Below are 25,069 nucleotides of genomic sequence, written 5' to 3' on the forward strand. Positions count from 1 at the left end.
GGGCTTTTATTTTTTTTGAAATCCCGCATATTATCCGTTACATTTGTCAGGACTAAAAAGCAAATAAAAATGAACATACCCTCTGAACTAAAGTACACTAAAGATCATGAATGGATAAGCATAGATGGCGACATTGCTACCGTTGGCATAACTGATTTTGCGCAAGGTGAATTAGGCGACATTGTTTATGTAGAAGTAGAAACCTTAGACGAAACTTTAGATAAAGAAGAAGTGTTCGGAACCGTGGAGGCTGTAAAAACAGTATCTGATCTTTTTTTACCACTAAGTGGTGAAATCATTGAGTTTAATGAAAGCTTGGAAGAGGAGCCGGAAAAAGTTAATACAGATCCTTATGGCGATGGCTGGATGATAAAACTTAAAATGTCTGATTCTTCAGAAGTAGCAGAATTATTAAGTGATCAGGACTACAAGGAGCTGATTGGTGGCTAAACCCAGCATCTATTTTATAGCATTCTTGGTCTGGATGTTTCTCATCACGGTTTTAAGTCTTTTCTCTTTTAGAGAAATGGATAATTCCAATTTGAATCTTCCCAACCTAGATAAAGCGGTGCACTTCTGTTTTTACTTTGTGGCTTCTTTTCTGTGTTTTCTTTCTTACTTAAGTCGCAAAACATATAATAGTTTAAAAGGAGATAGAAATATCTTATACATAAGTATTTGTCTTGTTTTTTATGGCATACTTATTGAAATTATACAATATAAATTTATACCACATAGGAGTGGGGAGATGTTTGATGTATTGGCAAATAGTCTGGGAGTAATTTTTGGAACTGCTTTCGCGATTTTAATATTTTACCGAAAATCCCAGTTAAAATGAAGCGATTAGTTGCTTTTTTATTAAATTAATAGTTAAATTAGCGTTTATTAAATATATAGAAAATGGAACCAAAAAAGAATCCAAAAGCAGATTTAAGAAGAAATAGTGCACTCTATTTCGTTTTAGGTTTGGCGGTGGTAATGTTAATTGTTTATACCGCTTTTGAATGGAAAACTTACGATAAAACTAATGACTACGATATTTCGTTGAACGTAGAGGACGATTTAGATGAGGAAGTTCCAATGACGGAGCAGATTAAAACTCCACCACCACCGCCACCACCGGCAGCTCCTGAAGTAATTGAAGTTGTGGAAGATGAAGAAGAGGTAGAAGAAACAGTTATTGAGTCTACAGAGACTAGTCAGGAAGAAGAAGTAATTGAGATAGAAGAGGTTGAGGTAGATGAAATGGAAGAAGATGTGGATGTGCCATTTGCAGTAATTGAAGATGTTCCAATTTTCCCCGGATGTGAAGGGGCGAGCGATAAAAGAGCTTGTTTTAATGAGATGATGAATAAGCATATTCGAAAAAACTTCCGATACCCAGAGATTGCTCAGGAAATGGGTGTGCAGGGGAGAGTTAATGTGATGTTCACCATTCAGAAGGATGGTAGTATTGGTAATATCAGGTATAGAGGACCAGATAAAAATCTTGAAGCAGAAGCTTTAAGAATTATTAAAAAGTTACCAAATATGACTCCTGGAAAACAAAGAGGTAGAGCGGTAAGGGTTCCATTTAGTATCCCTATTACCTTTAAACTACAATAGAGTTATTACTTATAAATATATATTACCCTGTCTTTTGGCAGGGTTTTTTACTTTATAAGCACTTTGGTATTAACAATACACAGTTTTGATTTTAAGCTATTTGTCCCTGCTCGATTCGCTTTGACTTTGCAAATATGAAAAGGGAATTATTCCTATAAAGCCCTTTATTTCGTTGGATTAAAATAGAATGGGCCTTATCTTTGCAGCGCACTTTAAAACAGATGTTTTTCTGAGGTGTGCTAAGGATAATATATGAAGATGGCTCTAAGCTCAGCAAATAGTATTACTACAGTTCTCACATTTGCTGATTTCAAGGAAATTACTAAATCTAGGCTAGCGATAAGTGTGGTGATATCTTCTTTGGCAGGTTATCTTTTAGGTGCCTATGAAGTTAGTTTTACAGCACTTTTGTTGCTTTCTTTTGGTGGCTATTGTATGGTAGGCGCTTCAAATGTCTTTAATCAGATTATTGAGAAGGATTTAGATTCCTTAATGAATAGGACTCGAAACAGGCCTATTCCGTCCGGACGAATGAGCGTAAATAAGGCGCTTTCCTTGGCGGTACTAATGACGGTTTTGGGTATAGTGAGTCTTTATGTCTTGAATCCTCAAACAGCTATGTTTGGTGCAATCTGTATTTTTTTATATACCTGTGTTTATACCCCATTAAAGACCAAGACACCCTTAGCAGTGTTTGTAGGTGCCTTCCCAGGAGCTATTCCATTTATGTTGGGCTGGGTAGCCGCAACAGATGATTTTGGAATTGAACCGGGGACCCTTTTTATGATTCAGTTTTTTTGGCAGTTTCCTCATTTTTGGGCCTTGGCTTGGATGTTAGATGAGGATTATAAAAAGGGAGGTTTTAAAATGTTACCTACCGGAAAGAAGGATAGAAGTACTGCATTGCAGATAATTATGTATACCATTTGGATGTTATTAATATCCGTTATACCCGTATTTGGTATAACGGGAAGACTCCATCTTTCCATACCTGCTGCAGTGGTAATATTCTTATTGGGTATGGTTATGCTATTTTTTGGATTTAGACTCTATGATAGACGCGATAATAAGTCGGCCAGGGTATTAATGTTGGTAAGTGTTAGCTATATATCACTTATTCAACTTATTTATGTAATAGATAAATATATTTAAAAGCGATGGATCTTACACAAGGAAGTCAGGAGGAAAAGAACGCAAGGGCAAAGAAAATGATGCTGTGGTTTGGTATTGCTAGTTTAATCATGGGTTTTGCCGGATGGACCAGTGCGTACATTGTTAGTAGTTCTCGAGCAGACTGGTTAACCGATTACCAATTGCCATCAGCTTTTTTATACAGTACCCTGCTAATAATAATTAGCAGTGGAACCTATATTTTGGCCAAACAAGCCGTCTCAAAGGATAATATCAGTTTGGGGGTTAAGTTTCTATTGGCTACTATGGTTTTAGGCGTTGGATTTATTTTTTTACAATTTACTGGATTTTCACAGCTAATAGGGGAAGGGTATTATTTTACCGGACCAACTAGCAGTATAACCATGTCCTATATATTTCTAATCGCGGCAGTACATGTTTTACACGTCGTTGCAGGACTTATATCTCTGGCCGTTGTTTTGTTTAATACATATAAGAAGAAATACTCTTCTAAAAATATGTTAGGACTAGAGTTGGGAGCAACATTTTGGCACTTTTTAGATGGTTTATGGATTTATCTTATTCTATTTTTTTATTTCTTTAGATAAATTTGATTCGAAGCGACGAAATGTGTGGCAAATGGGCTTTCGTATATCTTAAAAAAATGTAAATTTGCCAATATTCTATTAACACGATATATTTCTTATGCAGTCTACGATTTCTACAGGTACAGAAGAAAATGTTTGGGGGGGAGGAAACCAACCCTTGGGGGCCAGTTATGGCAAATTGATGATGTGGTTTTTCATTGTTTCTGATGCCTTGACCTTCTCAGGTTTTTTAGCTTCCTATGGTTTTTCCAGATTTAAGTTTATTGAAACTTGGCCCATAGCTGATGAGGTGTTTACCCACGTGCCTTTTTTCCATGGAAATTTTCCCATGTACTACGTAGCTTTTATGACTTTTATTCTAATTATGTCTTCTGTAACAATGGTGTTAGCCGTAGATGCAGGCCATAAAATGTTGAAGAATAAGACCATAATTTATATGTTCCTTACCATTATTGGAGGAGCAATCTTTGTTGGCTCACAGGCTTGGGAATGGGCTACTTTTATAAAAGGAGATTATGGAGCTATCGAAACTAAAGGAGGTAGAATTCTTCAATTTGTGAAGGCCGATACAGGAGAAAGGGCAGCCTTAAGAGATTTTGCTAAAACAATTCCTTCAGAAAGAACGGCACATGAAAAAAGAAATGGAGTTTGGTTTTATAAAGGAGAGACATTGCCCTCGTATACTTTAAACGAGGTAACGGAAGGATTAAAGGCAAATCCAAATATTTTAATAAGAACAGAAACGATTAACGAGGAAGGGGAAAAGACTCTCTTAACAAGGGAACAATCGCTGAGTAAGATTAAGGACGGTTCCTTGGTGGTAGAAGGAGCAAATCTAATTCGAAATGAATACGGAAGTAGACTTTTTGCCGATTTCTTTTTCTTCATTACCGGATTCCATGGTTTCCACGTATTCTCAGGAGTAGTGATTAACATTATTATTTTCTTTAATATCATAATTGGTACTTACGAACGTCGTGGCCATTATGAAATGGTGGAGAAAGTTGGACTTTATTGGCACTTTGTAGATTTGGTTTGGGTTTTTGTATTTACCTTCTTCTATCTGGTCTAAGGAAAATATCGAACCGTAACATACATAATTATTTAATTGCAATTAATTTAAGATGGCGCACGAACATAAATTAGAAATATTTAGAGGACTTGTTAAGTTTAAGTCTAATACACAAAAGATTTGGGGTGTTTTAATTTTTTTGACAATTGTCACTGCGGTGGAAGTTGCACTGGGAATTACAAAACCAGTGGCCTTAGTGGGGAGCAGTTTCTTGGGGATGAAACTTCTCAATTGGATATTTATCATACTAACCTTAGTTAAAGCATATTATATTGCATGGGATTTTATGCATTTACGAGATGAAAAGAGTGGTCTCAGGAGAGCTATTGTTTGGACGCCAATATTTTTGGTGGCTTATTTAATTTTTATTCTTCTCTTTGAGGCAGATTATATCTACAACGTCTTTAAGGACGGATTTGTCACTTGGAATTTCTAACAAGGAATTAACATCTATAAGAGGCGGTTTTATAACCGTCTTTTTTATTTTTATAAACTCTTTGTCGCTATGAAAAAGACCTTTGTATTAGTGGTTCTCTTTGTGTTACCCTTGGTAGCCTATTTGTTTTTTGCTTCTGGAGTAAATAATTTTGGAAGACTGCCAACACTTACGACAGATATTATGCAGATTCCTGGCAGTACTTCGGAAATTACATTTGATAATAAGATTACAATACTTGGTTTCTTAGGCAGAAATGTGGAAATTAAAAAGGCAAATGCCTTTAATTTAAATCAAAAGATTTACAAGCCCTTTTATGAATTCCGGGACTTTCAGATTTTAATGATTATGCCCAAAGGTACAGAAGCTAAGATAAAAGATCTCAAGTCCGAATTGGGAGCTTTGGCTGATATTAAGAATTGGCAGTTTGTTTTTCTTGAAGAGGATGCTATATTAAAACTATTTAGTTCCTTAGAAACCAATTATTTCTTAGACGATTCAATCGCCACACCTTATGTATTTATAATAGATAAGGAGAAAAATTTACGAGGAAGAAAGGAGGATGAAGATGAGGGTATTAAATACGGATATGATGCCACCTCAGTGGCAGAATTAAACAATAAAATGGAAGACGACGTAAAGATTATATTGGCGGAATATCGTTTGGCACTCAAGAAAAATAATGCTTCAAGGTCTAATTGATGAAGAACAAGTATACCTATATATGGATTTCACTGGTGATTTTAATTTTTGGGATAATATTTATTCCAAAAATCGTAAAAAGAATTAGTGCAGATTCCATAACGCAACAAGACCGTTTACATAATACAACTCCGGATACCTCTTTATCATTTATCACCCTAAACGGAGAAAAGCGAAGGATTCCCAATTTTTCCTTTTACAATCAAGACAGCCTGCTGATTTCTCAAAAGGATTATGAAGGCAAGGTTTTTTTAGTAGAATTTTTTTTCACCACATGCCCAACTATTTGTCCTGTTATGAACAAGAATTTGGTTGACATACAGAACGAATTTAGGGATTTTGAAAATTTTGGAATAGCCTCATTTACTATAAACCCAGAATATGATACGCCCTTAGTTTTAAAAGAATACGCAGAAGAATACGGCATTACGAATATGGATTGGCACTTGCTAACCGGGGATTCAGAAAAGATTTATGATCTGGCTAATAATGGCTTTAATATTTTTGCCATGGAAAACCTAAACGTGCCTGGTGGTTTTGAGCATTCTGGACTTTTTGCCTTGGTAGATAAGCAAGGTTATATTAGATCCCGCAGAGACGATTTTGGCAATCCAATCATATATTACAGGGGTATGATAAGTGAAAGTCAATTAGAGAACGAACATGGAGAGAAGGAACAAATTAAAATTCTAAAAGAAGATATTAGAAAATTGCTAAAAGAAAATGTCAGCGGATAAGTCTAGAAAAGAAAAAAGAATTAATAGGGGAATTACAGTTGTTTCAATTGTTGTCCCTCTGGTAGTTGCTCTTCTGTTTGGGGTGAGATTACCAAACGTAGAACCACTTAGATTTCTGCCTCCTATATATGCCTCTATTAACGCCCTTACAGCAGTGCTTTTACTTCTCGCCTTATGGGCTATAAAAGTGAGAAAAATAGAGTTGCATAAAAAGATCATGTCTACTTGTGTCTTTCTGTCTCTTCTTTTTTTAACAATGTATGTCGCCTACCATATGACCTCTGAATCTACCACTTTTGGTGGGGAAGGCTATATAAGATATCTATACTTTTTTATCCTGATTTCGCATATTGTTCTGTCTATAGTAATTATTCCCTTAGTACTGCATACCTATGCCAGGGCTTATTTAAAAAAGTTTGAGACACATAAAAAGCTCGCTAAAATTACATTTCCAATTTGGTTTTATGTGGCGGTTACTGGAGTGGTAGTTTATTTAATGATATCGCCTTATTACGTATAAAAGTTATGAGAAGCATTATCGGGAAAACAGTAAAAAAAATATGGTTAGGAGCGATAATGGTTTTGTTACCTATGCTTTCTAGTGCCCAATGTGCTATGTGTAGAGCCGTGCTTGAGAGTCAGGACGACAGTTCTATGGCGGAAGGTATAAATAATGGTATAGTTTACTTGATGGCATTACCATATATTTTGGTTGGCGCCCTTTTTTATATAGTCTATAGAAAGATGAAGACCTAAACGATTAAAATTTAACATTTTAAAGGGCAAATAACTGTAACAATTGTTAAATGTAATGGTCTTAATAAGGCAGACTATAGTTTTAACCAACAATTTACCTCCAAAATGTTCGATCTCGAAAGATGGCAGGAAATTTTCGATACTATTCGAAAAAATAAATTAAGAACTTTTTTAACAGGCCTCTCTGTGGCCTCAGGGATTTTTATTTTAGTTATTCTCCTAGGGTTTGGACAGGGAATGCAAAATGGTGTTGCCAAAGAGTTTTCTGAAGATGCCAGTAATAGAATTATTGTCTGGACCAGAACCACTACAAAAGAATACAAGGGTCTAAATCCTGGTAGGAGAATCCAATTGAGGAATGAAAATAACGAATACGTCCAGGAGCAATTCAAAGAAGACATTGCTAGAAAATCTGCTATTTACAGAGTTGGGGGCTCTACGGTAGTTTTTGAAAATGAAAATTTGGGTTATAGCGTACAGGGGATTTCACCTGGATTTCAGTTTATTGAAAATCAGTTTATATCTAGCGGACGTTATATAAATGAACTTGACGAAAAGGAAGCGAAGAAAGTAGCAATAATTGGCAGAAAAATCGCCAGAGAAATTGGAAAGAGCTACGAAGAAATTGTAGATAACTATCTAGATATATCAGGAATACGTTTTAAGATAGTTGGTGTTTATACCGATGGCGGAGGTGATCGGGAAGAGGATAGGATTTTTATTCCTATTACTACCGCCCAAAGGGTTTTTAACGGGGCAGACAAAGTGAATAACCTCACTTTCACCCTTAGTCCTTCCGAGAATTTTGAAGCTTCCGTTGAGCAATCAAAAATCTTCACTAACAATTTAAAGAATTATTTAAAAGAGGCGCATATGGTATCTCCTGAAGACAATAGCGCCATTAATGCGTTTAATACACTCGAAGAATCTAAACGCTACTTTGGATTAATAGGTAATATAAAGTTCTTCTTTTGGTTTGTTGGGATATGTACCATTATTGCAGGCGTTGTTGGGGTAAGTAATATTATGTTGATCGTAGTAAAAGAAAGAACTAAGGAAATCGGTATTCGAAAAGCATTAGGTGCTAAACCATGGGCAATTATTGGGATGATATTACACGAGTCTATTTTTATTACAGCAATTTCGGGTTTTACAGGATTAATTTTTAGTATGGGCCTGTTAGAACTTATTGGTCCGCATGTGGAAGTAGATTATGTAGTGAACCCATCCGTAAACTTCAGTGTGGCAATGTCAACAGTAATTCTTTTAATTATTTCTGGCGCTATTGCAGGTTTTTTTCCTGCATACAGAGCGGCAAATATTCATACCATAGAAGCACTGAGAGATGAATAATAAACTGCTGTTTTATGTTTAATAGAGATAGGTGGAAAGAAATATTAGAGGTCTTAACCACTAATTGGTTCAGGACTATACTCACTGCTTTTGGTGTTTTCTGGGGGATTCTGATCTTAATTATATTGCTGGCGGCAGGTAAAGGTTTAGAGAACGGAATTAAGGCCGATTTTGGCAATACCGCTACCAATACAATGTTTGTGTGGTCTCGTAATACAACCAAACCCTATAAAGGCTTTCCCGTTGGAAGAAATTATGAATTTAACCTGGAGGATGTGGCTTCATTAAAGCAAAATTTTCCAAAACTATTATATGTGTCTCCTAGGAACCAGCTAGGTGGATTCAGAGGGGTTAACAATGTTGTAAGAGGTTTAAATACTGGGGCTTACAATGTTTATGGAGACTATCCTGATATTATTAAACAAGAACCTTTAATAATTACGCGAGGAAGATTTATCAATCATTCAGATATTGCAGAGAAACGTAAAATTGCTGTTATAGGGGAAGGTGTTAGAACAGGGCTTTACGATCCGGATGAAGAGGTAATGGGCACCTATATAAAAATACAAGGGGTTAATTTTATGGTGGTAGGGACCTATAAAAAGGCAGCAAATGACGGTGATGGAGAAGAAGGTCAAAGCCAGATTTTTATTCCCTTTTCTGCCTTCGGACAGGCATTTAATACAGGAAATGATGTTGGATTTATGGCAATAACTGCAGAAGATGGCTCTTCAATTACCAACATGAAGGAGGGTATTATTAATCAAATTAAGGAGAATAGAAGTATTCATCCAGAGGATACACGGGCTGTAGGTAATTTTGATATTTATGAAAGATATCAAAGGGTGGAAAGTCTCTTTGGTGCAATGAAACTAATTGCCTACTTCGTGGGTATCTTGGTTTTGTTATCTGGTATTATTGGTGTTAGTAATATCATGCTGATTGTGGTAAAAGAAAGAACAAAAGAAATAGGCATTCGAAGGGCGCTAGGAGAAGATCCATGGTCTATACGAATACAGGTATTAATGGAATCTATTTTTTTAACCATGATATCTGGTATGGCGGGTATATGTATTGGAGCCTTGTTTATCTATGGCGTAAATGCTCTTTTAGATGCGAACGGACCTGTAGATATGTTTTTAAATCCAAGCGTAAGCCTATCCGTGGTGACCATTGCACTCGTTATTCTAATTGTTTCTGGCTTGCTTGCTGGCTTTATACCCGCACAAAGCGCTATAAAAGCGAGACCAATTGATGCCTTGAGAGCAGAGTAAAAGATTAATATTTTTAAAAAGAATTAAACACTAGTCATGAAGAAATCAGTAACCATTATTATTCTAATAAGCATTTTTATTGCATTTGGAGGGTCCATGTATTATTTGTACCAAAAGAATGCTGAGGATCCAATACTATATCAGACTGAAAAACCCACCACTAAGACAATCGTGAGAAAGGCAGTCGCAACAGGGAGTATTCTTCCATTAGAAGAAGTTCTGATTAAACCGAATATCTCAGGAGTAATTGAGGAGGTTTATGTAGAAGGCGGAGACTACGTTAAGTCTGGAGATTTAATTGCCAAAATTAAGGTAGTACCTAATTTAAATGCTCTTAATGATGCTAGGAATAGTATTGATGAAACCAAAATTGCCTTGGACGATCAAAGAAGGAATTTTGAACGTCAGAGTATTCTATTTAACAAAGGAGTTATTTCTAAGGTAGATTTAGAGAGAGCGCAGGTGGCATACGATCAGGCAAAGCAGAGCTATAGCGCCGCCAATAAACGCTATGATATTATTAAAACCGGTACTACAAAAGGCTATGGGAATACTGCCAATACTTTGATAAGGGCAACCGTTAGTGGGATGGTTTTAGAAGTACCCGTGGAAGTTGGAAATCAGGTGATTGAGAGTAATAACTTCAACGAAGGGACAACAATTGCTGCAATAGCCGATGTAGACAAAATGATCTTTGAAGGAAAAGTGGATGAATCGGAGGTAGGTAGAATCAAGGAAGATTTACCCTTGGAAATTACTGTTGGGGCCCTGGAGAACATAACTTTTGACGCCGTTTTGGATTATATCGCTCCTAAAGGGAACGAAGAAAATGGTGCTATTCAATTTGAGATTAAAGGCACTTTGAAAAAGCAAGATTCCATATTTATTAGGGCCGGACTTAGTGCGAATGCCTCAATTATCTTGGATAGAGCAGACAGCGTGCTATCGGTTAAAGAGGCACTGGTACAATTTGATCCAGAAACTAAAAAGCCATTTTTAGAGGTTGCAAAGGGAAATCAAGACTTTGAGAGGCGCGATATAGAACTAGGATTAAGTGATGGAATATTCGTTGAGGTAAAATCGGGTATATCCCTAGAGGATGAAATAAAAGTTTGGAATGCTGTGGACAGTAACAGTTTTGACGGATAATAATAAAAAGTAGGCTTTACTTGTAACTTTTTTACGATTGTACTGTCTTATAAATGAAATAAGTAATTAAAAATAAGTCACTAACCATGATAGAAATTAAGGATCTGCATAAGTCTTATAAAATGGGATCTAATTCCTTACATGTTCTAAAGGGAATAAACTTCTCTGTAGAAGAAGGCGAATTAGTAGCCATTATGGGTTCTTCTGGTTCAGGAAAATCTACCCTTTTAAATATTTTGGGAATGTTGGATGTTGCCAATTCCGGAGAATATAATTTGGATGGAGTGCCAATAAAAAATCTAAACGAGACAAAGGCCGCCAAGTATAGAAATAAGTTTTTAGGGTTTGTCTTCCAATCCTTCAATCTTATCAATTATAAGAGTGCATTAGAAAATGTAGCCCTGCCGTTATACTATCAGCGTATTCCAAGAAAAGAGAGACTAGAAAGGGCTCTTAAGTATTTAGAGCAGGTTGGCTTAAAGGAATGGGCAACACATTTACCCAGCGAGTTATCCGGAGGGCAGAAACAGAGGGTTGCAATAGCTAGGGCTATGGCCTCAGAGCCAAAAGTGTTGCTTGCAGATGAGCCTACAGGGGCTTTGGATAGCGTCACATCCTATGAAGTGATGGATCTAATTCAAAAAATTAACGATCAGGGAAATACCATTTTGGTAGTTACTCACGAAGATGACATAGCACACATGTGCAAGCGAATAGTACATCTAAAGGACGGGGTTATTGTAGAAGACAAAAAGGTTAAGCAAGTAAGAGCTTCGGAATATGTTTAGTTGGGATACCTGGAAAGAAATTTTTGAAACCATTCAAAAAAATAAACTCAGAACCTTCCTTTCAGGTTTTACAGTGGCTCTTGGTATTTTAATTTTTGTATCTCTTTTTGGCCTTGGGAATGGACTCATAAATACTTTCGATAAGTTTTTTCAGGAAGACGCTACCAATGTCTTATATCTCTTTCCTGGCAAAACCACGATTCCTTATAAGGGGTATAAATCGGCTAGACGAATTGAATTTGAAAACAGTGACCTAGAGGATATTAAGAAAAACTTCCCCATGTTTTTGGAATATGTTACTCCACGCATTACAAGAAACAAGGTGGTTAAGTATAAAAATGAATCCAATAGTTACAATGTTACAGGAGTAGATTGGGGACATCAATTCGCAGAAAAGACTATTATAATGAAGGGGAGATACCTAAATGTTGAAGATGTCGCGAATAAAACAAAATACGTTGTAATTGGCAGACTGGTAGAAAAAGATCTCTTTGGTAATGTTAACGCATTAGGAAAATTTATTGATATCGGGAATAGTATGTTCAAGGTTATTGGGGTCTTTCAGGATGACGGAGGTGATAGAGAAGAACGAGGAATATATCTACCGTATACAACCTTACAGTTAATTGAAAAAAATACGGATAAAATTAACCAAATTGTTACAGCTTTTAAACCAGAATTAGGCTATGTAGGGGCTATTGCCTATGAAAATAGCTTGAGGAAGTTCTTTAAGGATAAAAAATTTATAAGTCCAGATGATCAGAATGGATTTTTTATTAGAAATGTAGCAGATCAATTAAACCAAAATCAGCAATTTGCCAGAGTTTTACAACTAATAGTCGCTTTTGTTGCTTTTGGAACTATAATAGCGGGTATTATAGGAATAAGTAATATCATGGTGTATGTAGTAAAAGAAAGGACGAAGGAATTGGGCATTCGAAAAGCCCTAGGCGCCACTCCCAATAATGTAATTGGGACCATCCTATTGGAGTCTGTATTTATTACAACTATTTCTGGGTTTTTTGGGATGGTCGTCGGGATTGCTATTTTAAGCTCTTTGGGGGAAAAACTAGCCGAAGACTATTTTATTTTAAACCCATATATTAATACGGGTGTGGCCGTATTTGCCACAGTACTTCTAATTCTTTTCGGAGCAATAGCGGGCTACGTGCCTGCACAAAGGGCTGCTCGCATAAAACCAATTGTAGCATTAAGAGATCAATAGGATGAAATTTTTATTTGACAGAAATACATGGCAGGAAATTTTTGGTTCTATTAGCAAGAATAAAACTAGAACAATAATTACTGTTATTGGTGTATTGTGGGGCATCTTTATTTATATAGTTCTCGCCGGAGCTTCTAAGGGGATGGATAACGGTTTTGAAAAGAATTTTGAGTCGGTAGCTAGAAACAGCATTTGGGCCTGGTCGCAAAATACGAGCATCCCTTATGAAGGTTTTAAGAAAGGAAGAAATATTAGACTTAAAGTAGAGGATGCAGTAATCCTTAAAAATCGAATTCCAGAGATTCAATATATCGCTCCAGTAAATACAAAAGGAGTTTTTGGAGGGGAGCCAGCCTTGACTACTCGCGGATTTAAGTCGAATAGTTACGCTGTCTATGGCTATGCTCCGGAAATCGCAAAAATCGCAACACAGAAAATATATGATAACGGTCGCTTTATAAACGAAGAAGATATGCTTCAGTCTAGAAAGGTCTGTGTTATTGGAGAACGCACGCAACAAGAATTGTTTGATGAAGATGAAGATCCTATAGGGGGATATATACGGGTAGAAGACGTTTATTTTCAAGTCGTTGGAGTTCATAAATTTACACAAACTACTCCTTTTGGGACAGATGGAGATATATTTATACCCTTTAATACCTTTAAAAAGCTCTATAATACAGGAGACGGTACGCAATTTTTTACAATAGCAGCATATGACGATGCAGATGTTATACAGGTAGAAAAGGATATAAAAGCTGTTTTAAGAAGTATTCACAGGGTTCATCCGGATGATGAGAGAGCATTTGGGGCATTTAACCTAGGCGAGATTTTTGGAAAAATCATGGGGTTTGCTAATGGAATAACCTTTATGTCGCTTGTCGTTGGATTAGTGACTATCCTTGCCGGGGTTATTGGTATTGGTAATATTTTACTTATTTCGGTAAAAGAACGGACTAAAGAACTTGGGATAAGAAGGGCCCTCGGAGCAACACCAAATGAGGTAAGAACCTTGATTATCCTAGAATCTGTTTTTTTAACACTACTTTCTGGTATAATTGGAATTATTTTGGGCGCGGGAGTGTTAAATCTTCTTAACAATTTAACACAGGATATAGATTTTCCATATACCAATCCTACAGTGCCAATTCCATATGTAATTGGAGCATTATTAATCATGATAATTCTTGGGACGTTGATAGGTTCAATACCCGCTCAAAGGGCAGTGAGTATTAAGCCGATTGACGCCTTACGCGAAGAATAATAACCATTAACACTAAATAAAAAACACAAATAAAGATGAATAAAATACTTAAATATGTTTTAATTGGAATTGTTGTTTTAGGAGCACTTTGGGCAGCCGCTTTTTTTATAAAATCTAATAGTAAGTCTGCCATTACTTATGAAACAAAAAAACCTTTTACAGCTAGTATTGAAAAGAAAACAGTAGCAACTGGTAAGGTTATTCCTGAAGATGAAATTGAGATAAAACCTCAAATATCTGGAATAATTGATAGGATATTCTTGGAAGAAGGTGCTAAGGTTAAGGCCGGAGATTTAATAGCTACTATTAAGGTTGTGCCAAATGAACAGGCTTTAAATCAGTCTAGGGGAAGGGTGCGAAACGCTGAAATTGCCTTGAATAATACTACAATAGAATACAATAGAAATAAGACGCTTTTTGATAAAGGGGTTATTTCTAATCAGGATTTTAATAATCTGCAATTACAATACGATCAGGCGCAACAGGAACTGGCGAATGCAAAGGCCGACTATCAAATTATACGGTTGGGTTCGGCCGGTGGATCCTCGAGTGCAAATACAAATATAAGAGCCACCGTAACAGGAACTTTATTGGAAATTCCCGTAAGAGAAGGGGATCAGGTTATTCAGAGTAATAATTTTAACGACGGAACCACTATTGCCACTATAGCTGATTTGGGCAAAATGATTTTTGAAGGCAAGGTAGACGAGGGAGAAGTTGCCAAATTAGAAATCGGAATGCCCTTGGAGATTAGTCTAGGTGCCATTGAAGATGAAACATTTGAGGCCAAATTAAAGTTTATTGCGCCGAAGGGAATAGAAGAGTCTGGGGCGGTTCAATTTAAAATTGAGGGAGATGTTGTGGTAGAGCAAGGAGTATTGATAAGAGCAGGGTACAGTGCAAATGCTTCTTTAGTATTGGAGAAGAAAGAGGACGTTATGGTTATTCCCGAAGCTCTTTTGCAATTTGATAAAGAAACGGATAAACCTTACGTGGAAATTTCAGTCGGAGATCAGAAATTTGAGCGCAAAGATATAGAAATTGGGATTTCCGATGGGGTCAATGTAGAAATCATATCTGGAATTTCAGAGGACGATGAGGTAAAAGTTTGGAATAAAACGGAGCCAATTAAAAAGGGGGAAGATGAAGAGACTGAGGAGGAAGAAACTACGTAGCATGCCCAAAGAATCAATCAATCATAAATATATCAAATTTTAAAAAATGAGAAGTAAGCTAACAATTTTGTTCTTTTTATTAGGGTTAGGAGTAATGTTTTCCCAAAAGAAACTTTGGACCCTAGAAGAATGTGTAAACTATGCTTTAGAAAATAATATTTCAATTGAACAGTTTAGGCTAGATTTGGAAGATGCTACCATAGATAAGTCGGATGCAATTGGGGATTTTTTACCTAACTTAAATGGGACCCTAAACGGGCAGAGTAATACCGGTCTTTCCTTTGACCCTACAAACAACCAACCCGTTAATACTACGCAAATTACTTCGTCTGGAAGCGTTACTTCCTCAGTAAACTTATTTAATGGATTACGTAATATACATCGCTTAAATCGAGCTAAGTTAAATGCTATTGCAAATCAATATCGCTTGGATGATTTAGTGAATGATATTCGATTAAATGTGGCAATTGCCTATTTGAATATACTCTCGAATAAGGAAGCATATAACGTGGCTAAGGCACTTTATGCGGTTACGGAGCAAGATCTGATTAGAACGAAAGAATTAGTTGAATCAGGCGTTGTGGCGAAAGGAGATTTGTTGGACCTGGAGGCTACTGCCGCTACTCGAGAGCAACAAATAATCAATGCAGAAAACCAGGTTCTCATATCCAGAATTGGCTTAGCGCAATTACTTCAAATAACCGATTATGAAAATTTTGACATAGCCAATGAAGTCTATGAGGTGCCTTCTACGGAGATAATGAGCAATAGTCCGAAGGTGATTTTTGACGAAGCATTGAGCTATAGATGGGATATAAAATTCAATGAGACAAATGTTGAGATAGCCAAGAAAGACTTGCAGATTGCCAAAGGAGCTGCATATCCTTCTTTGGATGCATTTATAAATTATAATACAAGGTATTCTGATCAATTTTTTGATCCAATAACAGGCGACGTAATTCCGTTTAAAGATCAGCTATGGATAAATGATGGTATCGCGTTTGGGGCTCAAATTTCTATTCCTGTATTCAATGGTTTCAGTACGAGAAATGGGATTAAAAGATCAAAAATTAATGTAAAGCGAGCGGAACTACAATTAGAACAAAATAAGCTCGATTTGGAGACTAATATTAACCAGGCTTATGTAGACGTGCTAAATACCTCTAAAGCTTATGAAGCGGCATTAAAAACGAGGGAGGCTAGAAGCTTGGCATTGGACTATTCCAAAGAACGATTTGATGTTGGTATTATGAATTCATTTGATTATAGTCAGGCGCAGGCCAGAGTTGATAATGCGGAAGCGGAAGTTATACGAACAAAGTTTGATTATATATTTAGAATTAAGGTGCTTGAGTTCTATTTTGGACTACCAATAGTGCTTAACTAAGAGCTTTTATTTAAAATGATATCCTTTGCACAGAATTACTTCGTAGGTCTTTCTATCTTTGCATTTTTGTTATGGCATTAATTTTAAACTTAGAAACCGCAACCACCAATTGCTCTGTTTCTCTGGCGAAAGACGGAGAAGTCATATCTATACGAGAGCACAATGAAATGGGATATTCTCATTCGGAGAATTTGCATGTTTTTATAGAAAAATGCCTAAAAGACTTAGAGTACTGCACCCAAGATTTGGATGCCGTAGCAGTAAGTAAAGGTCCGGGTTCTTATACGGGCTTACGAATTGGCGTTTCAGCAGCAAAAGGACTTTGCTTTGCGCTAGACATACCGCTAATAGCTATTTCAACTTTGGAGTCTATGGCATCCCAACTAAACATTGAAAACGGATTTATAATACCCTTGCTGGATGCAAGGCGATTGGAGGTTTATTCTGCCGTATATAACCGCGAGCTAAAACAAGTAAGAGAAACAAAGGTAGAAGAGATTTCAGAAGCTTCTTTTAAAGCCTATTCCCTTAATGAAAAGGTATTCTTAGTAGGAAATGGAGCCACTAAATGTAAACCCATACTCAAAAATTCAAACTTTAGTTTTGTGGAAGACATAGTTCCATCGTCCAAAGAATTGGCTAAACTATCTTTCAAAGCATTTAAGGCACAGAATTTTGAAAACAATGCCTATTTTGAACCGGATTATTTAAAGAAGTTTGTGGCTCAAAAACCAAAAAAGTCGATCATTAATTAACAGCCAAGTCGTTGTAATACGCAATGACTTGCAGGGCATCACTTTCTTTGCGAAGTTTAAGATCATTCTCTTTTATAAAAGTTTTTAATTCGTCATGTCGATCTCGTAAGACATAAAGGATGTCTTTCTTACCCAGGTCAATCTTCTCCAATGAATTATCTCCTTTTTTTAGATAGTAATTGAAGTCGTTTAAATACTGAGCTGGATCAATATCGTCATATCCATGTTCAATATTTTCTGCAGGAATCAATTTCTTTCTGGGCTGTAAATAAAGCACAACTTCTCCTTCGTTTAGAGGGTTAAAATACCCCTTGGCTTTCTTTCCTTTATATCTATAAGGGTAGACCTTGTATGTTTTGCCGTCAAGTTCTACCACAATATTCTCTTTCTTAAGAAGTTTCAAAGGCTTATCCTGCTTGCTTAAGAATTCCATTTCATCGGAGAAGGCATTATAGCGCATTAACCTCTTTGTCTCAGAATTATTGCTGATAATGGTTGTTCCCGTTTTGTACATATCATCCAGATAGGGCGATCCAACGGTTGGAGCGTCATAATAAACCAATTCCATTTGGCCATGAGTCATGGTAAAGGAATTTCCATTGTATTGTGCGGTAACCCCAATAAAGGAGAAAAGAAAAAGATATGTTAAAAGTCTCATAATGTTTTATTTAGCAAATTTAATTTACGAAAAATAAAAGTAATATGCAACTAATTTTCCTGATGGATTACTCTTTGAGGGAAGGGAATTTCTATTCCTTCTTCATCGAATTTATACTTTAATTCTTCCATAACATGAAAATGAGCTCCCCAAAATTCTTCATTTTTTGCCCAAAACCTAAGGGTAAGATTTACAGAGCTGTCTGCCAATTCGCCCAAGTAAACTTCCGGTGCAGGATCCTTTAGGATTGTATCTTTATCCCGGCATATCTGAAGAAGAATTTCTTTTGCCTTCTTAATATTGGATCCGTAACCAATGCCGATATCAATTTTATCTCTTCGTGTTTTTTCGGCATTGTAGTTTATAATATTATTGTTGGATAATTGACCGTTGGGAATTATTGCCAATTGATTTCCAAAGGTGTTGATTTTGGTGGTAAAAATGGATATTTCTTTTACAGTTCCATCCACTCCCTGTGCCGAAATAAAATCACCAACTTTAAAAGGTTTGAACAGCAGAATTAGGACGCCACCAGCAAAATTAGCAAGGGAACCTTGTAATGCCAGCCCGATTGCAAGTCCCGCAGAACCCAAAACAGCTATTAAGGAGGTAGATTCTACTCCTAATTGCGTAATAACCAAAACAAAGAGTACAGCTTTTAGTGCGATGCTGATAAGCTGGGCAAGAAAAGATTCTAAACTCGGATCAAAATCTTTTTTGTCAAAAAATTTCTTAACTAACTTATTGATTAGCTTAATTAGCCATAAGCCAGCCACAAGAATTACTAAAGCCAGGACAAGGTTAGGTAAGATTTCAAAAAACCAGGCTACTGCCTTGTCTATATATACCTGATAATTTTCTACTTTCTCCATAATTAAATTTTTAGCAAACTAAACAAAGGCTCTTCTAAAATCCAAATAATAGGCATTAAATACCTAATATATTTTACAGCATCTTTCTTAGAATTACTTCTGCCTCTTCGGTAGGTAATTGGCAGGTTCCAAATTCACAGAGATAGAGAAGCGTCTTGTCTTTAACTGCTCTGTTTTGAAGGATGTCTATTGTGCTTTCTTTAGCTGTAGCAGCAAACACACAATTTGGAAGGTATTTTTCTTGAATTTTCCTGATTTGCTCCCTATAGTCTGGGCCTACGATTGCTAATTCATAAAAAGGCTTCTCATGAAACAAAATCTGATGTGCCCAATTGGCATAATTTGAAATGTTCTTAGTCATCGCTGACGCGATGTTGCGAAGCATTTTTTTGGAAAGTTCGCGAAATATATCCTTTGGATAATATTTAGAAAGTTTAAAAAGATTGTTCGCCATTATGGAATTAGATGAAGAAATCACATTGTCAGTTAGTTCCTTAGTGCGTCTAATAAGCAACGTATCCCTGTCTGAAGTGAAAAAGAATAATTCGCTCCCAGAGTCATGAAAGTGCTTTAGGCAATAGATGGTGAGTTTTTTGGCCTTTACTAGCCAAGCTTCCTCCAGACTTGTTTCATAAAGCCCTAAGAAACCATCAATTACTGAAGCATAGTCTTCAAGAAAGCCATTAATACTACTTTGACCATTTTTATGACTGTGATACATACTCCCATCTTCCTTAATAAAATGCTTGTCTATAAATTTTGCGTTTCCAATGGCTAAGCTTAGATATTCTTTATGCCCGAGATATCGATATGCATCTGTCAAAGCTCTGAGCATTAAACCATTCCATGAGCAAAGAATTTTATCGTCTAGGCGCGGGGCATTTCTAGAACTCCTTAATTCTAGCAGGTCCTTTTTGCAAGAAGTCAATACCGTCTTTAAATCAGAAATTGAAATATTGTTTTCAACGGCTATTTTTTTAAGTGGTTTATCTCGAATCAGAACGTAATTGTTATCTTCCCATAAGCCAAAATCATTGATGTTGTAAACCTTTTCGAAAAGAGTAAAGCGCTCCCCCAATTGTTCTGTCAGTTCCTTTCTAGTCCAAACATAATAAGCCCCTTCTTCTAGTTCGTTTTTTTTATTTAAGCTGTCTGCATCGAGCGAAGAGTAAAAAGAAAAATCTGGCGACATTAAATCCTTGGTGACGAAATTAATAGTCTCTTCCACAACTTCTTTGTAGTGTGTTTTTTTACTTATTCCGAATGCTTTAGAATAAACACTGATAAGTTGCGCATTGTCATAAAGCATTTTCTCAAAATGAGGTACATGCCATTTATCATCTACCGAATATCTTGAAAACCCACCTGCTAAATGATCATAAACCCCACCATACGCTATTTTCGTCAGACTCAAATGAACAAAATTCAAGATAGTATTATCTTGCATAGAGACCCCGTAATGCAATAAAAAATCTAAATTAGTGGGCATCATAAATTTGGGAGCTCTTTTGTAGCCTCCGTATTCCAAATCAAAAAAAGTGTACCATTCAGAGACCATTTCCCTGAGGATATTTAAGGATGGCGTATCTCCTTCTTCACTGGGTTCAATTAAGTTGATGCTGTTTATTCCCTCTGCCAGATTATTTGCATAAGTTCTGACTTTTGAAGGATCCTTCAGGTATAGCGTATTTAGATCGGTCAAAACCTGCATCCAATCATCCTTTTTCAAATAGGTAGTGCCCCAAAAAGGCTCTCCGCTGGGTAAGGCAACTATATTTAGCGGCCAACCACCCCGACCGGTCATCATTTGAAGGGCATCCATATAGATTTGATCAATATCCGGGCGCTCTTCTCTATCGACCTTTATATTGATAAAGTGCTTATTCATTATTTTTGCTACCTCCGGATTCTCAAAAGATTCCTTTTCCATCACATGACACCAATGACAAGCAGCGTACCCTATACTAATCAGTAAAGGCTTATTCTCTTTTTTTGCCTTTGCTAAAACATCATCCGACCATGCCACCCAGTTTACGGGATTATGAGCATGTTGTAGCAAATAGGGACTTGATTCTTTGATTAATGCATTTGTATGGTTATAATTCATTGTCCTGGAAGCGTTCAAATAGATTATTTAATAAAGAAGGCAATAGGGTCGTCATAAAAGAAAAAAACACCAACTGGCGTTTTTCGAAAGACAAAGTTTAATTAACTTCAAAGGTGATTTTTACATTAACTCTATATTCGTCAATTTCACCATCTTTGACCGTAGCACTTTGTTCGTTAAGGTAAACCGAACGGATATTGTTTACCGATTTAGCAGCCTGGGTTACTGCCTTTTCCGTGGCATCTTCCCAACTTTCCTTAGAATTTGCCAATACTTCAATAACTTTTAGAACAGACATAATTTAGATTTTATGATGATTCTTTAAATTACGAAAATCCAGCGAAACAGAGGAAGTATAAACCTAATTTAACCATTAAGGGCAATCACCTCTTCTACCTTGTCTCCCAGCATGTTCTTAAGCATGGTTTCAATGCCATTTTTCAGGGTATATGTAGATGACGGACAGCCACTACAGGCGCCTTGAAGGATTACATTTACCGTTTTACTTTCTTCTTCGTACGACTGAAACAAAATATTTCCCCCGTCACTTGCCACAGCTGGTTTCACATGCTCTTCGAGTATAGAGATTATTTCTTTGGAAGTACTGTCTAAAGATGCGTTATCCTGTGTAATAGAATCTTTTTCGGCAGTGGCTTTTATTGCTAAACTAGTATCTACTACTTCATTTCCATCGGCTATAAAATTCCGAATTAGTTCTCTTATTTCTATGGTAATTTCATCCCAGTTACTTGCGTCGTATTTTGTTACCGACACATAGTTTTCATCCATAAAGACCTCCTTAACATAGGGTAAATGGAATAATCTTTTTGCAAGCTCAGAACCTTGTGCCTCATCTAAGTTTTTAAATTCAAATAAACTTGGAACAATCTTTTTGTTTGCAACAAACTTCATTACTGCCGGATTGGGAGTAACCTCGGCATACATGGTAATGGCTACTTTCTTTGGATTTTCTTCTTCAAGCAATATAGGTTCGCCCGCATTGAGATATTCTACTAGCTGCTGTGCAACCTCATCCTTTACGGAAGACCATTCTACAATATCATAGCGTTCTAGGGCGATGAAATTCCCAGAAATATAGACTGTTTTTATAAAAGGAAGATAAAAAAGTTGCTGCGCCAAAGGGGAATTCTTGGCCTCGTCAATATTTTTAAATTCATAACTTCCGCCCTTGGTTAAAAAATGATTCGCTTCAAATTTTAGTATAGTCGGATTGTTTGTCTCTATAAGGGTTATATTAAATTCTTTCATCGTATTACTTTTTGACAAAAATACAACCTATTTCACTTTTTAGAACTATATAATAATGTTGTATTATAGCCGTTATACTTTATATTTGAACGAAACTTCAATAAACACGCCCTATTCTTAGATGAAAAAATTGCTGTTCATTTTTTTTACTACTGTGGTTTGCTCTACATCTGCATATGCACAGGAAGGTATTCCAGTTTATTTTGACTATCTGGCCGATAATTATTATCTGGTTTATCCGTCCATGGCCGGAGTTGGGCAAGGCGGTAAAATAAGACTCACCGCCAGGGAGCAATGGTTCGATGTAGATGAGGCTCCCAGTCTACAGACCTTAAGTGCTAATTTTAGGGTTTCAGAAACAAATAGCGGTTTGGGTCTCATTATTTTTAATGATGCCAATGGCTATCATTCTCAGACAGGTGCGAAGGCAACTTATGCACACCATTTACAGTTTGGAGAAGACATTCGTATCTTAAATCAGTTGTCTTTTGGACTAAGTGTTGGTTTTATTCAAAGTAATTTAGACGAAACAGAATTTAGATCGGTTATCCCTGATCCTATTATAACAGGTGGAAATAATAGTGTTGGCTATTTTAATATGGATTTGGGGATGAGTTATAATTATATGGAGTTTTACGCCCACGTGGCGGCATTAAATATATTAGGAACAGGACGCGATTTATATACTGCAATTGAATTTGATAATCTAAGACGCTATCTTTTTTCTGTAGGATACGTTTTTGGTAAGAGCTTATGGCGGGTAGAACCTTCCATACTCTTTCAATTAACCGAGTTTACCGAAGAGAAAACAGTAGATATAAATGCTAAGGTTTACAGGGATCTTAGTTTTGGTACAATCTGGGGCGGACTTTCCTATCGGAGAAGTTTTGACGGAGCTCAGTTTCAGGTAGATGGAACTTTTGGAGAACAAAGGCTTCAATTGTTTACCCCTATAGTGGGAATTAATTACAACCGTTTTATGTTTTCTTACAATTATTCTTACCAGTCTGGTGACATTAGACTTGACAATGGAGGCTTTCATCAAATTACCTTGGGCTACGACTTTGGCCCTCGAAGAGAAAATCGCTTCGATTGTTTTTGCCCGGCAGCAAACTAAGACATAGAATACCGCTTGTTTTCTTCTGTACTATTCTCAACTCAAGATTAGATATATTCCGTTTGCTATCTTTTTACAAAACTGTATTTTTAAGGATTAATTAGAGGGTCTGTATAAGGCAGTATTGTCCTAACTTTCCATTATTAATTTACCTTATCATACAATTATGCTCATTAAAACAGTAAATGGAAAGACCCCTGTGATGGGGAAAGATTGCTTTATTGCAGAAAATGCTACCCTTGTTGGTGACGTTCAAATGGGAGACCAGTGCAGTGTCTGGTTTAGTGCAGTTATTCGTGGCGATGTTAACTTTATCAAAATGGGAAATAAGGTGAATGTTCAGGATGGGGTTGTTATTCATGGCACCTACCAAAAATCTTCCACAACCATAGGAAATAATGTCTCTATAGGTCACAATGCCCTAGTACACGGATGTGAAATCCGTGATAATGTATTGGTTGGAATGGGTAGCATAATTATGGATGGATGTGTTGTAGGAAGCAATTCCATAGTAGCCGCTGGGGCGGTTTTGCCTGCCGGTACCCATGTGCCAGAGGGATCTATTTTCGCAGGGGTGCCAGCAAAGAAAATAAAGGATATTAGTCCGGAACTCAGTAAAGGCGAAATAGATCGAATTGCAAATAGTTATGTGAAATACGCAAGTTGGTTTCAAGAGAAAGATTAAAAGGCTAGAAATTATATGTATGTTTGACAAAATTTTAAAGTGAGAATATGAAGGCATTTATATTTCCCGGTCAGGGAGCCCAATTCATTGGAATGGGATTAGATCTTTATGACAATTACCCAGGGGCTAAAAAACTATTTTTAAGAGCAAATGAGATTTTAGGCTTTTCCATTACGGATACCATGTTCAAAGGTACCCCAGAAGATTTAAAAGAAACAAAAGTTACCCAACCTGCAATATTTCTACATTCGGTTATTCTATATGAAATGATGGGAAATAAGATAAAGCCAGATATGGTTGCGGGACATTCATTAGGGGAGTTTTCTGCCTTGGTTGCCAATGGTGCCTTAGGTTTTGAAGATGGTCTGAAGCTCGTATCTAAAAGAGCTCTGGCTATGCAAAAGGCATGTGAGCTGGTACCGAGTACTATGGCAGCAGTATTAGGTCTTGCGGATGAAGTTGTAGAAGATGTTTGTAAATCCATAGACGGAATAGTAGTGCCAGCCAATTACAACTGCCCTGGGCAATTAGTGATTTCCGGCGAAGTAGATGCAATCCATAAAGCCTGTGACGCTATGAAAGAAGCAGGTGCCAGAAGAGCCTTAGTTTTACCCGTTGGAGGGGCATTTCATTCGCCATTAATGGAACCAGCAAGGGAAGAACTAGCAGCAGCCATAGAGCAAACAGCCTTTAGTAAACCGCATTGCCCAATTTACCAAAATGTTACTACAACGGCAGTTTCTAATCCATCCGAAATTAAAAATAACCTCATTGCCCAGCTTACCGCTCCGGTTAAATGGACACAAAGTGTTCAGCAAATGGTGGTAGATGGTGGTAGTAGTTTTACCGAGGTTGGTCCCGGAAAAGTTTTACAAGGTTTGGTAAGAAAAATATCGCCTGGAGCGGAAACGAACTCCGCATCGCTTTAAGCTGTAAAAAGTTGT

Annotated in this window: 28 protein-coding genes; 23 read left to right on the plus strand and 5 right to left on the minus strand. The window is 36.7% G+C overall.

Annotation, left to right across the window (positions count from 1 at the left end):
• Nucleotides 1–69: 69 nt before the first annotated feature.
• The 20 genes from gcvH to tsaB all read left to right on the plus strand — a co-directional run bounded on the left by gcvH (nt 70) and on the right by tsaB (nt 17,417).
• Nucleotides 70–450: a glycine cleavage system protein GcvH gene (gene gcvH, locus PXG98_RS05840; protein ID WP_276389527.1), complete on the plus strand. Its 381-nt coding sequence runs from the start codon at nt 70–72 to the stop codon at nt 448–450.
• A gap of 34 nt (nt 451–484) precedes the next feature.
• Nucleotides 485–838 carry a VanZ family protein gene (locus PXG98_RS16515; RefSeq protein ID WP_420909552.1) on the plus strand — a complete coding sequence of 118 codons (354 nt, stop codon included), beginning with the start codon at nt 485–487 and terminating at the stop codon, nt 836–838.
• Between the two features lie 62 nt (nt 839–900).
• A complete protein-coding gene (locus tag PXG98_RS05845; RefSeq protein WP_276389529.1) occupies nt 901–1,605 on the plus strand; it encodes an energy transducer TonB in 705 nt (234 codons plus the stop codon).
• A 252-nt stretch (nt 1,606–1,857) separates the two neighbouring features.
• Complete coding sequence (gene cyoE, locus PXG98_RS05850) at nt 1,858–2,757, plus strand: heme o synthase (protein ID WP_276389530.1); 900 nt, start codon at nt 1,858–1,860, stop codon at nt 2,755–2,757.
• Between the two features lie 5 nt (nt 2,758–2,762).
• Nucleotides 2,763–3,344: a cytochrome c oxidase subunit 3 gene (locus PXG98_RS05855; RefSeq protein ID WP_276389532.1), complete on the plus strand. Its 582-nt coding sequence runs from the start codon at nt 2,763–2,765 to the stop codon at nt 3,342–3,344.
• 97 nt (nt 3,345–3,441) lie between these two features.
• Nucleotides 3,442–4,416, plus strand: coding sequence for a cytochrome c oxidase subunit 3 (locus PXG98_RS05860; protein WP_276389534.1), 975 nt, complete (start codon nt 3,442–3,444; stop codon nt 4,414–4,416).
• Nucleotides 4,417–4,468: 52 nt separating this feature from the next.
• A complete protein-coding gene (locus tag PXG98_RS05865) occupies nt 4,469–4,852 on the plus strand; it encodes a cytochrome C oxidase subunit IV family protein (RefSeq protein ID WP_276389536.1) in 384 nt (127 codons plus the stop codon).
• 69 nt (nt 4,853–4,921) lie between these two features.
• A complete protein-coding gene (locus PXG98_RS05870) occupies nt 4,922–5,554 on the plus strand; it encodes a hypothetical protein (RefSeq protein ID WP_276389538.1) in 633 nt (210 codons plus the stop codon).
• Nucleotides 5,554–6,291, plus strand: coding sequence for an SCO family protein (locus PXG98_RS05875; protein WP_276389539.1), 738 nt, complete (start codon nt 5,554–5,556; stop codon nt 6,289–6,291). Before PXG98_RS05870 ends, PXG98_RS05875 begins: the two co-directional genes overlap by 1 nt.
• Nucleotides 6,278–6,811 (plus strand): DUF420 domain-containing protein, encoded by a 534-nt coding sequence (locus PXG98_RS05880; RefSeq protein WP_276389542.1) that lies wholly within the window; start codon nt 6,278–6,280, stop codon nt 6,809–6,811. The genes PXG98_RS05875 and PXG98_RS05880 overlap by 14 nt, the downstream gene beginning before the upstream one ends.
• Nucleotides 6,812–6,816: 5 nt before the next feature.
• Nucleotides 6,817–7,047, plus strand: coding sequence for a hypothetical protein (locus PXG98_RS05885; RefSeq protein ID WP_276389544.1), 231 nt, complete (start codon nt 6,817–6,819; stop codon nt 7,045–7,047).
• A gap of 105 nt (nt 7,048–7,152) precedes the next feature.
• Complete coding sequence (locus PXG98_RS05890; RefSeq protein WP_276389546.1) at nt 7,153–8,400, plus strand: ABC transporter permease; 1,248 nt, start codon at nt 7,153–7,155, stop codon at nt 8,398–8,400.
• Nucleotides 8,401–8,414: 14 nt separating this feature from the next.
• A complete protein-coding gene (locus PXG98_RS05895; protein ID WP_276389548.1) occupies nt 8,415–9,674 on the plus strand; it encodes an ABC transporter permease in 1,260 nt (419 codons plus the stop codon).
• Between the two features lie 36 nt (nt 9,675–9,710).
• The gene (locus tag PXG98_RS05900) at nt 9,711–10,823 is read left to right on the plus strand and encodes an efflux RND transporter periplasmic adaptor subunit (protein ID WP_276389549.1); all 1,113 of its coding nucleotides are present in this window, start codon (nt 9,711–9,713) and stop codon (nt 10,821–10,823) included.
• 86 nt (nt 10,824–10,909) lie between these two features.
• Nucleotides 10,910–11,611, plus strand: a complete 702-nt coding sequence (locus PXG98_RS05905) for an ABC transporter ATP-binding protein (protein WP_276389550.1) — start codon at nt 10,910–10,912, stop codon at nt 11,609–11,611.
• Nucleotides 11,604–12,836: an ABC transporter permease gene (locus PXG98_RS05910; RefSeq protein ID WP_276389551.1), complete on the plus strand. Its 1,233-nt coding sequence runs from the start codon at nt 11,604–11,606 to the stop codon at nt 12,834–12,836. Before PXG98_RS05905 ends, PXG98_RS05910 begins: the two co-directional genes overlap by 8 nt.
• A 1-nt stretch (nt 12,837) precedes the next feature.
• A complete protein-coding gene (locus PXG98_RS05915) occupies nt 12,838–14,100 on the plus strand; it encodes an ABC transporter permease (RefSeq protein WP_276389553.1) in 1,263 nt (420 codons plus the stop codon).
• A 35-nt stretch (nt 14,101–14,135) separates the two neighbouring features.
• Nucleotides 14,136–15,275, plus strand: coding sequence for an efflux RND transporter periplasmic adaptor subunit (locus tag PXG98_RS05920; protein ID WP_276389555.1), 1,140 nt, complete (start codon nt 14,136–14,138; stop codon nt 15,273–15,275).
• 46 nt (nt 15,276–15,321) lie between these two features.
• A complete protein-coding gene (locus tag PXG98_RS05925; RefSeq protein WP_276389556.1) occupies nt 15,322–16,662 on the plus strand; it encodes a TolC family protein in 1,341 nt (446 codons plus the stop codon).
• 71 nt (nt 16,663–16,733) lie between these two features.
• Nucleotides 16,734–17,417 carry a tRNA (adenosine(37)-N6)-threonylcarbamoyltransferase complex dimerization subunit type 1 TsaB gene (gene tsaB / locus PXG98_RS05930; protein ID WP_276389558.1) on the plus strand — a complete coding sequence of 228 codons (684 nt, stop codon included), beginning with the start codon at nt 16,734–16,736 and terminating at the stop codon, nt 17,415–17,417.
• Here tsaB and PXG98_RS05935 read toward each other — a convergent pair.
• The 5 genes from PXG98_RS05935 to PXG98_RS05955 all read right to left on the minus strand — a co-directional run bounded on the left by PXG98_RS05935 (nt 17,410) and on the right by PXG98_RS05955 (nt 22,323).
• Nucleotides 17,410–18,075 (minus strand): hypothetical protein, encoded by a 666-nt coding sequence (locus tag PXG98_RS05935; protein WP_276389559.1) that lies wholly within the window; start codon nt 18,073–18,075, stop codon nt 17,410–17,412. The genes tsaB and PXG98_RS05935 overlap by 8 nt on opposite strands.
• 50 nt (nt 18,076–18,125) lie before the next feature.
• Entirely contained in the window at nt 18,126–18,947 is an 822-nt protein-coding gene (locus tag PXG98_RS05940; protein WP_276389561.1) for a mechanosensitive ion channel family protein, read from the minus strand.
• A gap of 73 nt (nt 18,948–19,020) precedes the next feature.
• Nucleotides 19,021–21,054: a thioredoxin domain-containing protein gene (locus tag PXG98_RS05945; protein WP_276389563.1), complete on the minus strand. Its 2,034-nt coding sequence runs from the start codon at nt 21,052–21,054 to the stop codon at nt 19,021–19,023.
• Between the two features lie 97 nt (nt 21,055–21,151).
• Entirely contained in the window at nt 21,152–21,352 is a 201-nt protein-coding gene (locus PXG98_RS05950) for a dodecin family protein (RefSeq protein ID WP_276389564.1), read from the minus strand.
• Between the two features lie 68 nt (nt 21,353–21,420).
• Nucleotides 21,421–22,323, minus strand: a complete 903-nt coding sequence (locus PXG98_RS05955; RefSeq protein WP_276389566.1) for a NifU family protein — start codon at nt 22,321–22,323, stop codon at nt 21,421–21,423.
• Nucleotides 22,324–22,444: 121 nt separating this feature from the next.
• On the opposite strand from PXG98_RS05955, the gene PXG98_RS05960 reads away from it, so the two are divergent.
• From PXG98_RS05960 to fabD, 3 genes are all read left to right on the plus strand, one after another.
• Nucleotides 22,445–23,440: a PorP/SprF family type IX secretion system membrane protein gene (locus tag PXG98_RS05960; RefSeq protein ID WP_276389568.1), complete on the plus strand. Its 996-nt coding sequence runs from the start codon at nt 22,445–22,447 to the stop codon at nt 23,438–23,440.
• A gap of 166 nt (nt 23,441–23,606) precedes the next feature.
• The gene (locus PXG98_RS05965; protein ID WP_276389570.1) at nt 23,607–24,125 is read left to right on the plus strand and encodes a gamma carbonic anhydrase family protein; all 519 of its coding nucleotides are present in this window, start codon (nt 23,607–23,609) and stop codon (nt 24,123–24,125) included.
• A 47-nt stretch (nt 24,126–24,172) separates the two neighbouring features.
• Complete coding sequence (gene fabD, locus PXG98_RS05970; protein WP_276389572.1) at nt 24,173–25,054, plus strand: ACP S-malonyltransferase; 882 nt, start codon at nt 24,173–24,175, stop codon at nt 25,052–25,054.
• Nucleotides 25,055–25,069 lie beyond the last annotated feature (15 nt).

Source organism: Eudoraea chungangensis, from assembly GCF_029360665.1.
Lineage (GTDB): Bacteria > Bacteroidota > Bacteroidia > Flavobacteriales > Flavobacteriaceae > Eudoraea > Eudoraea chungangensis.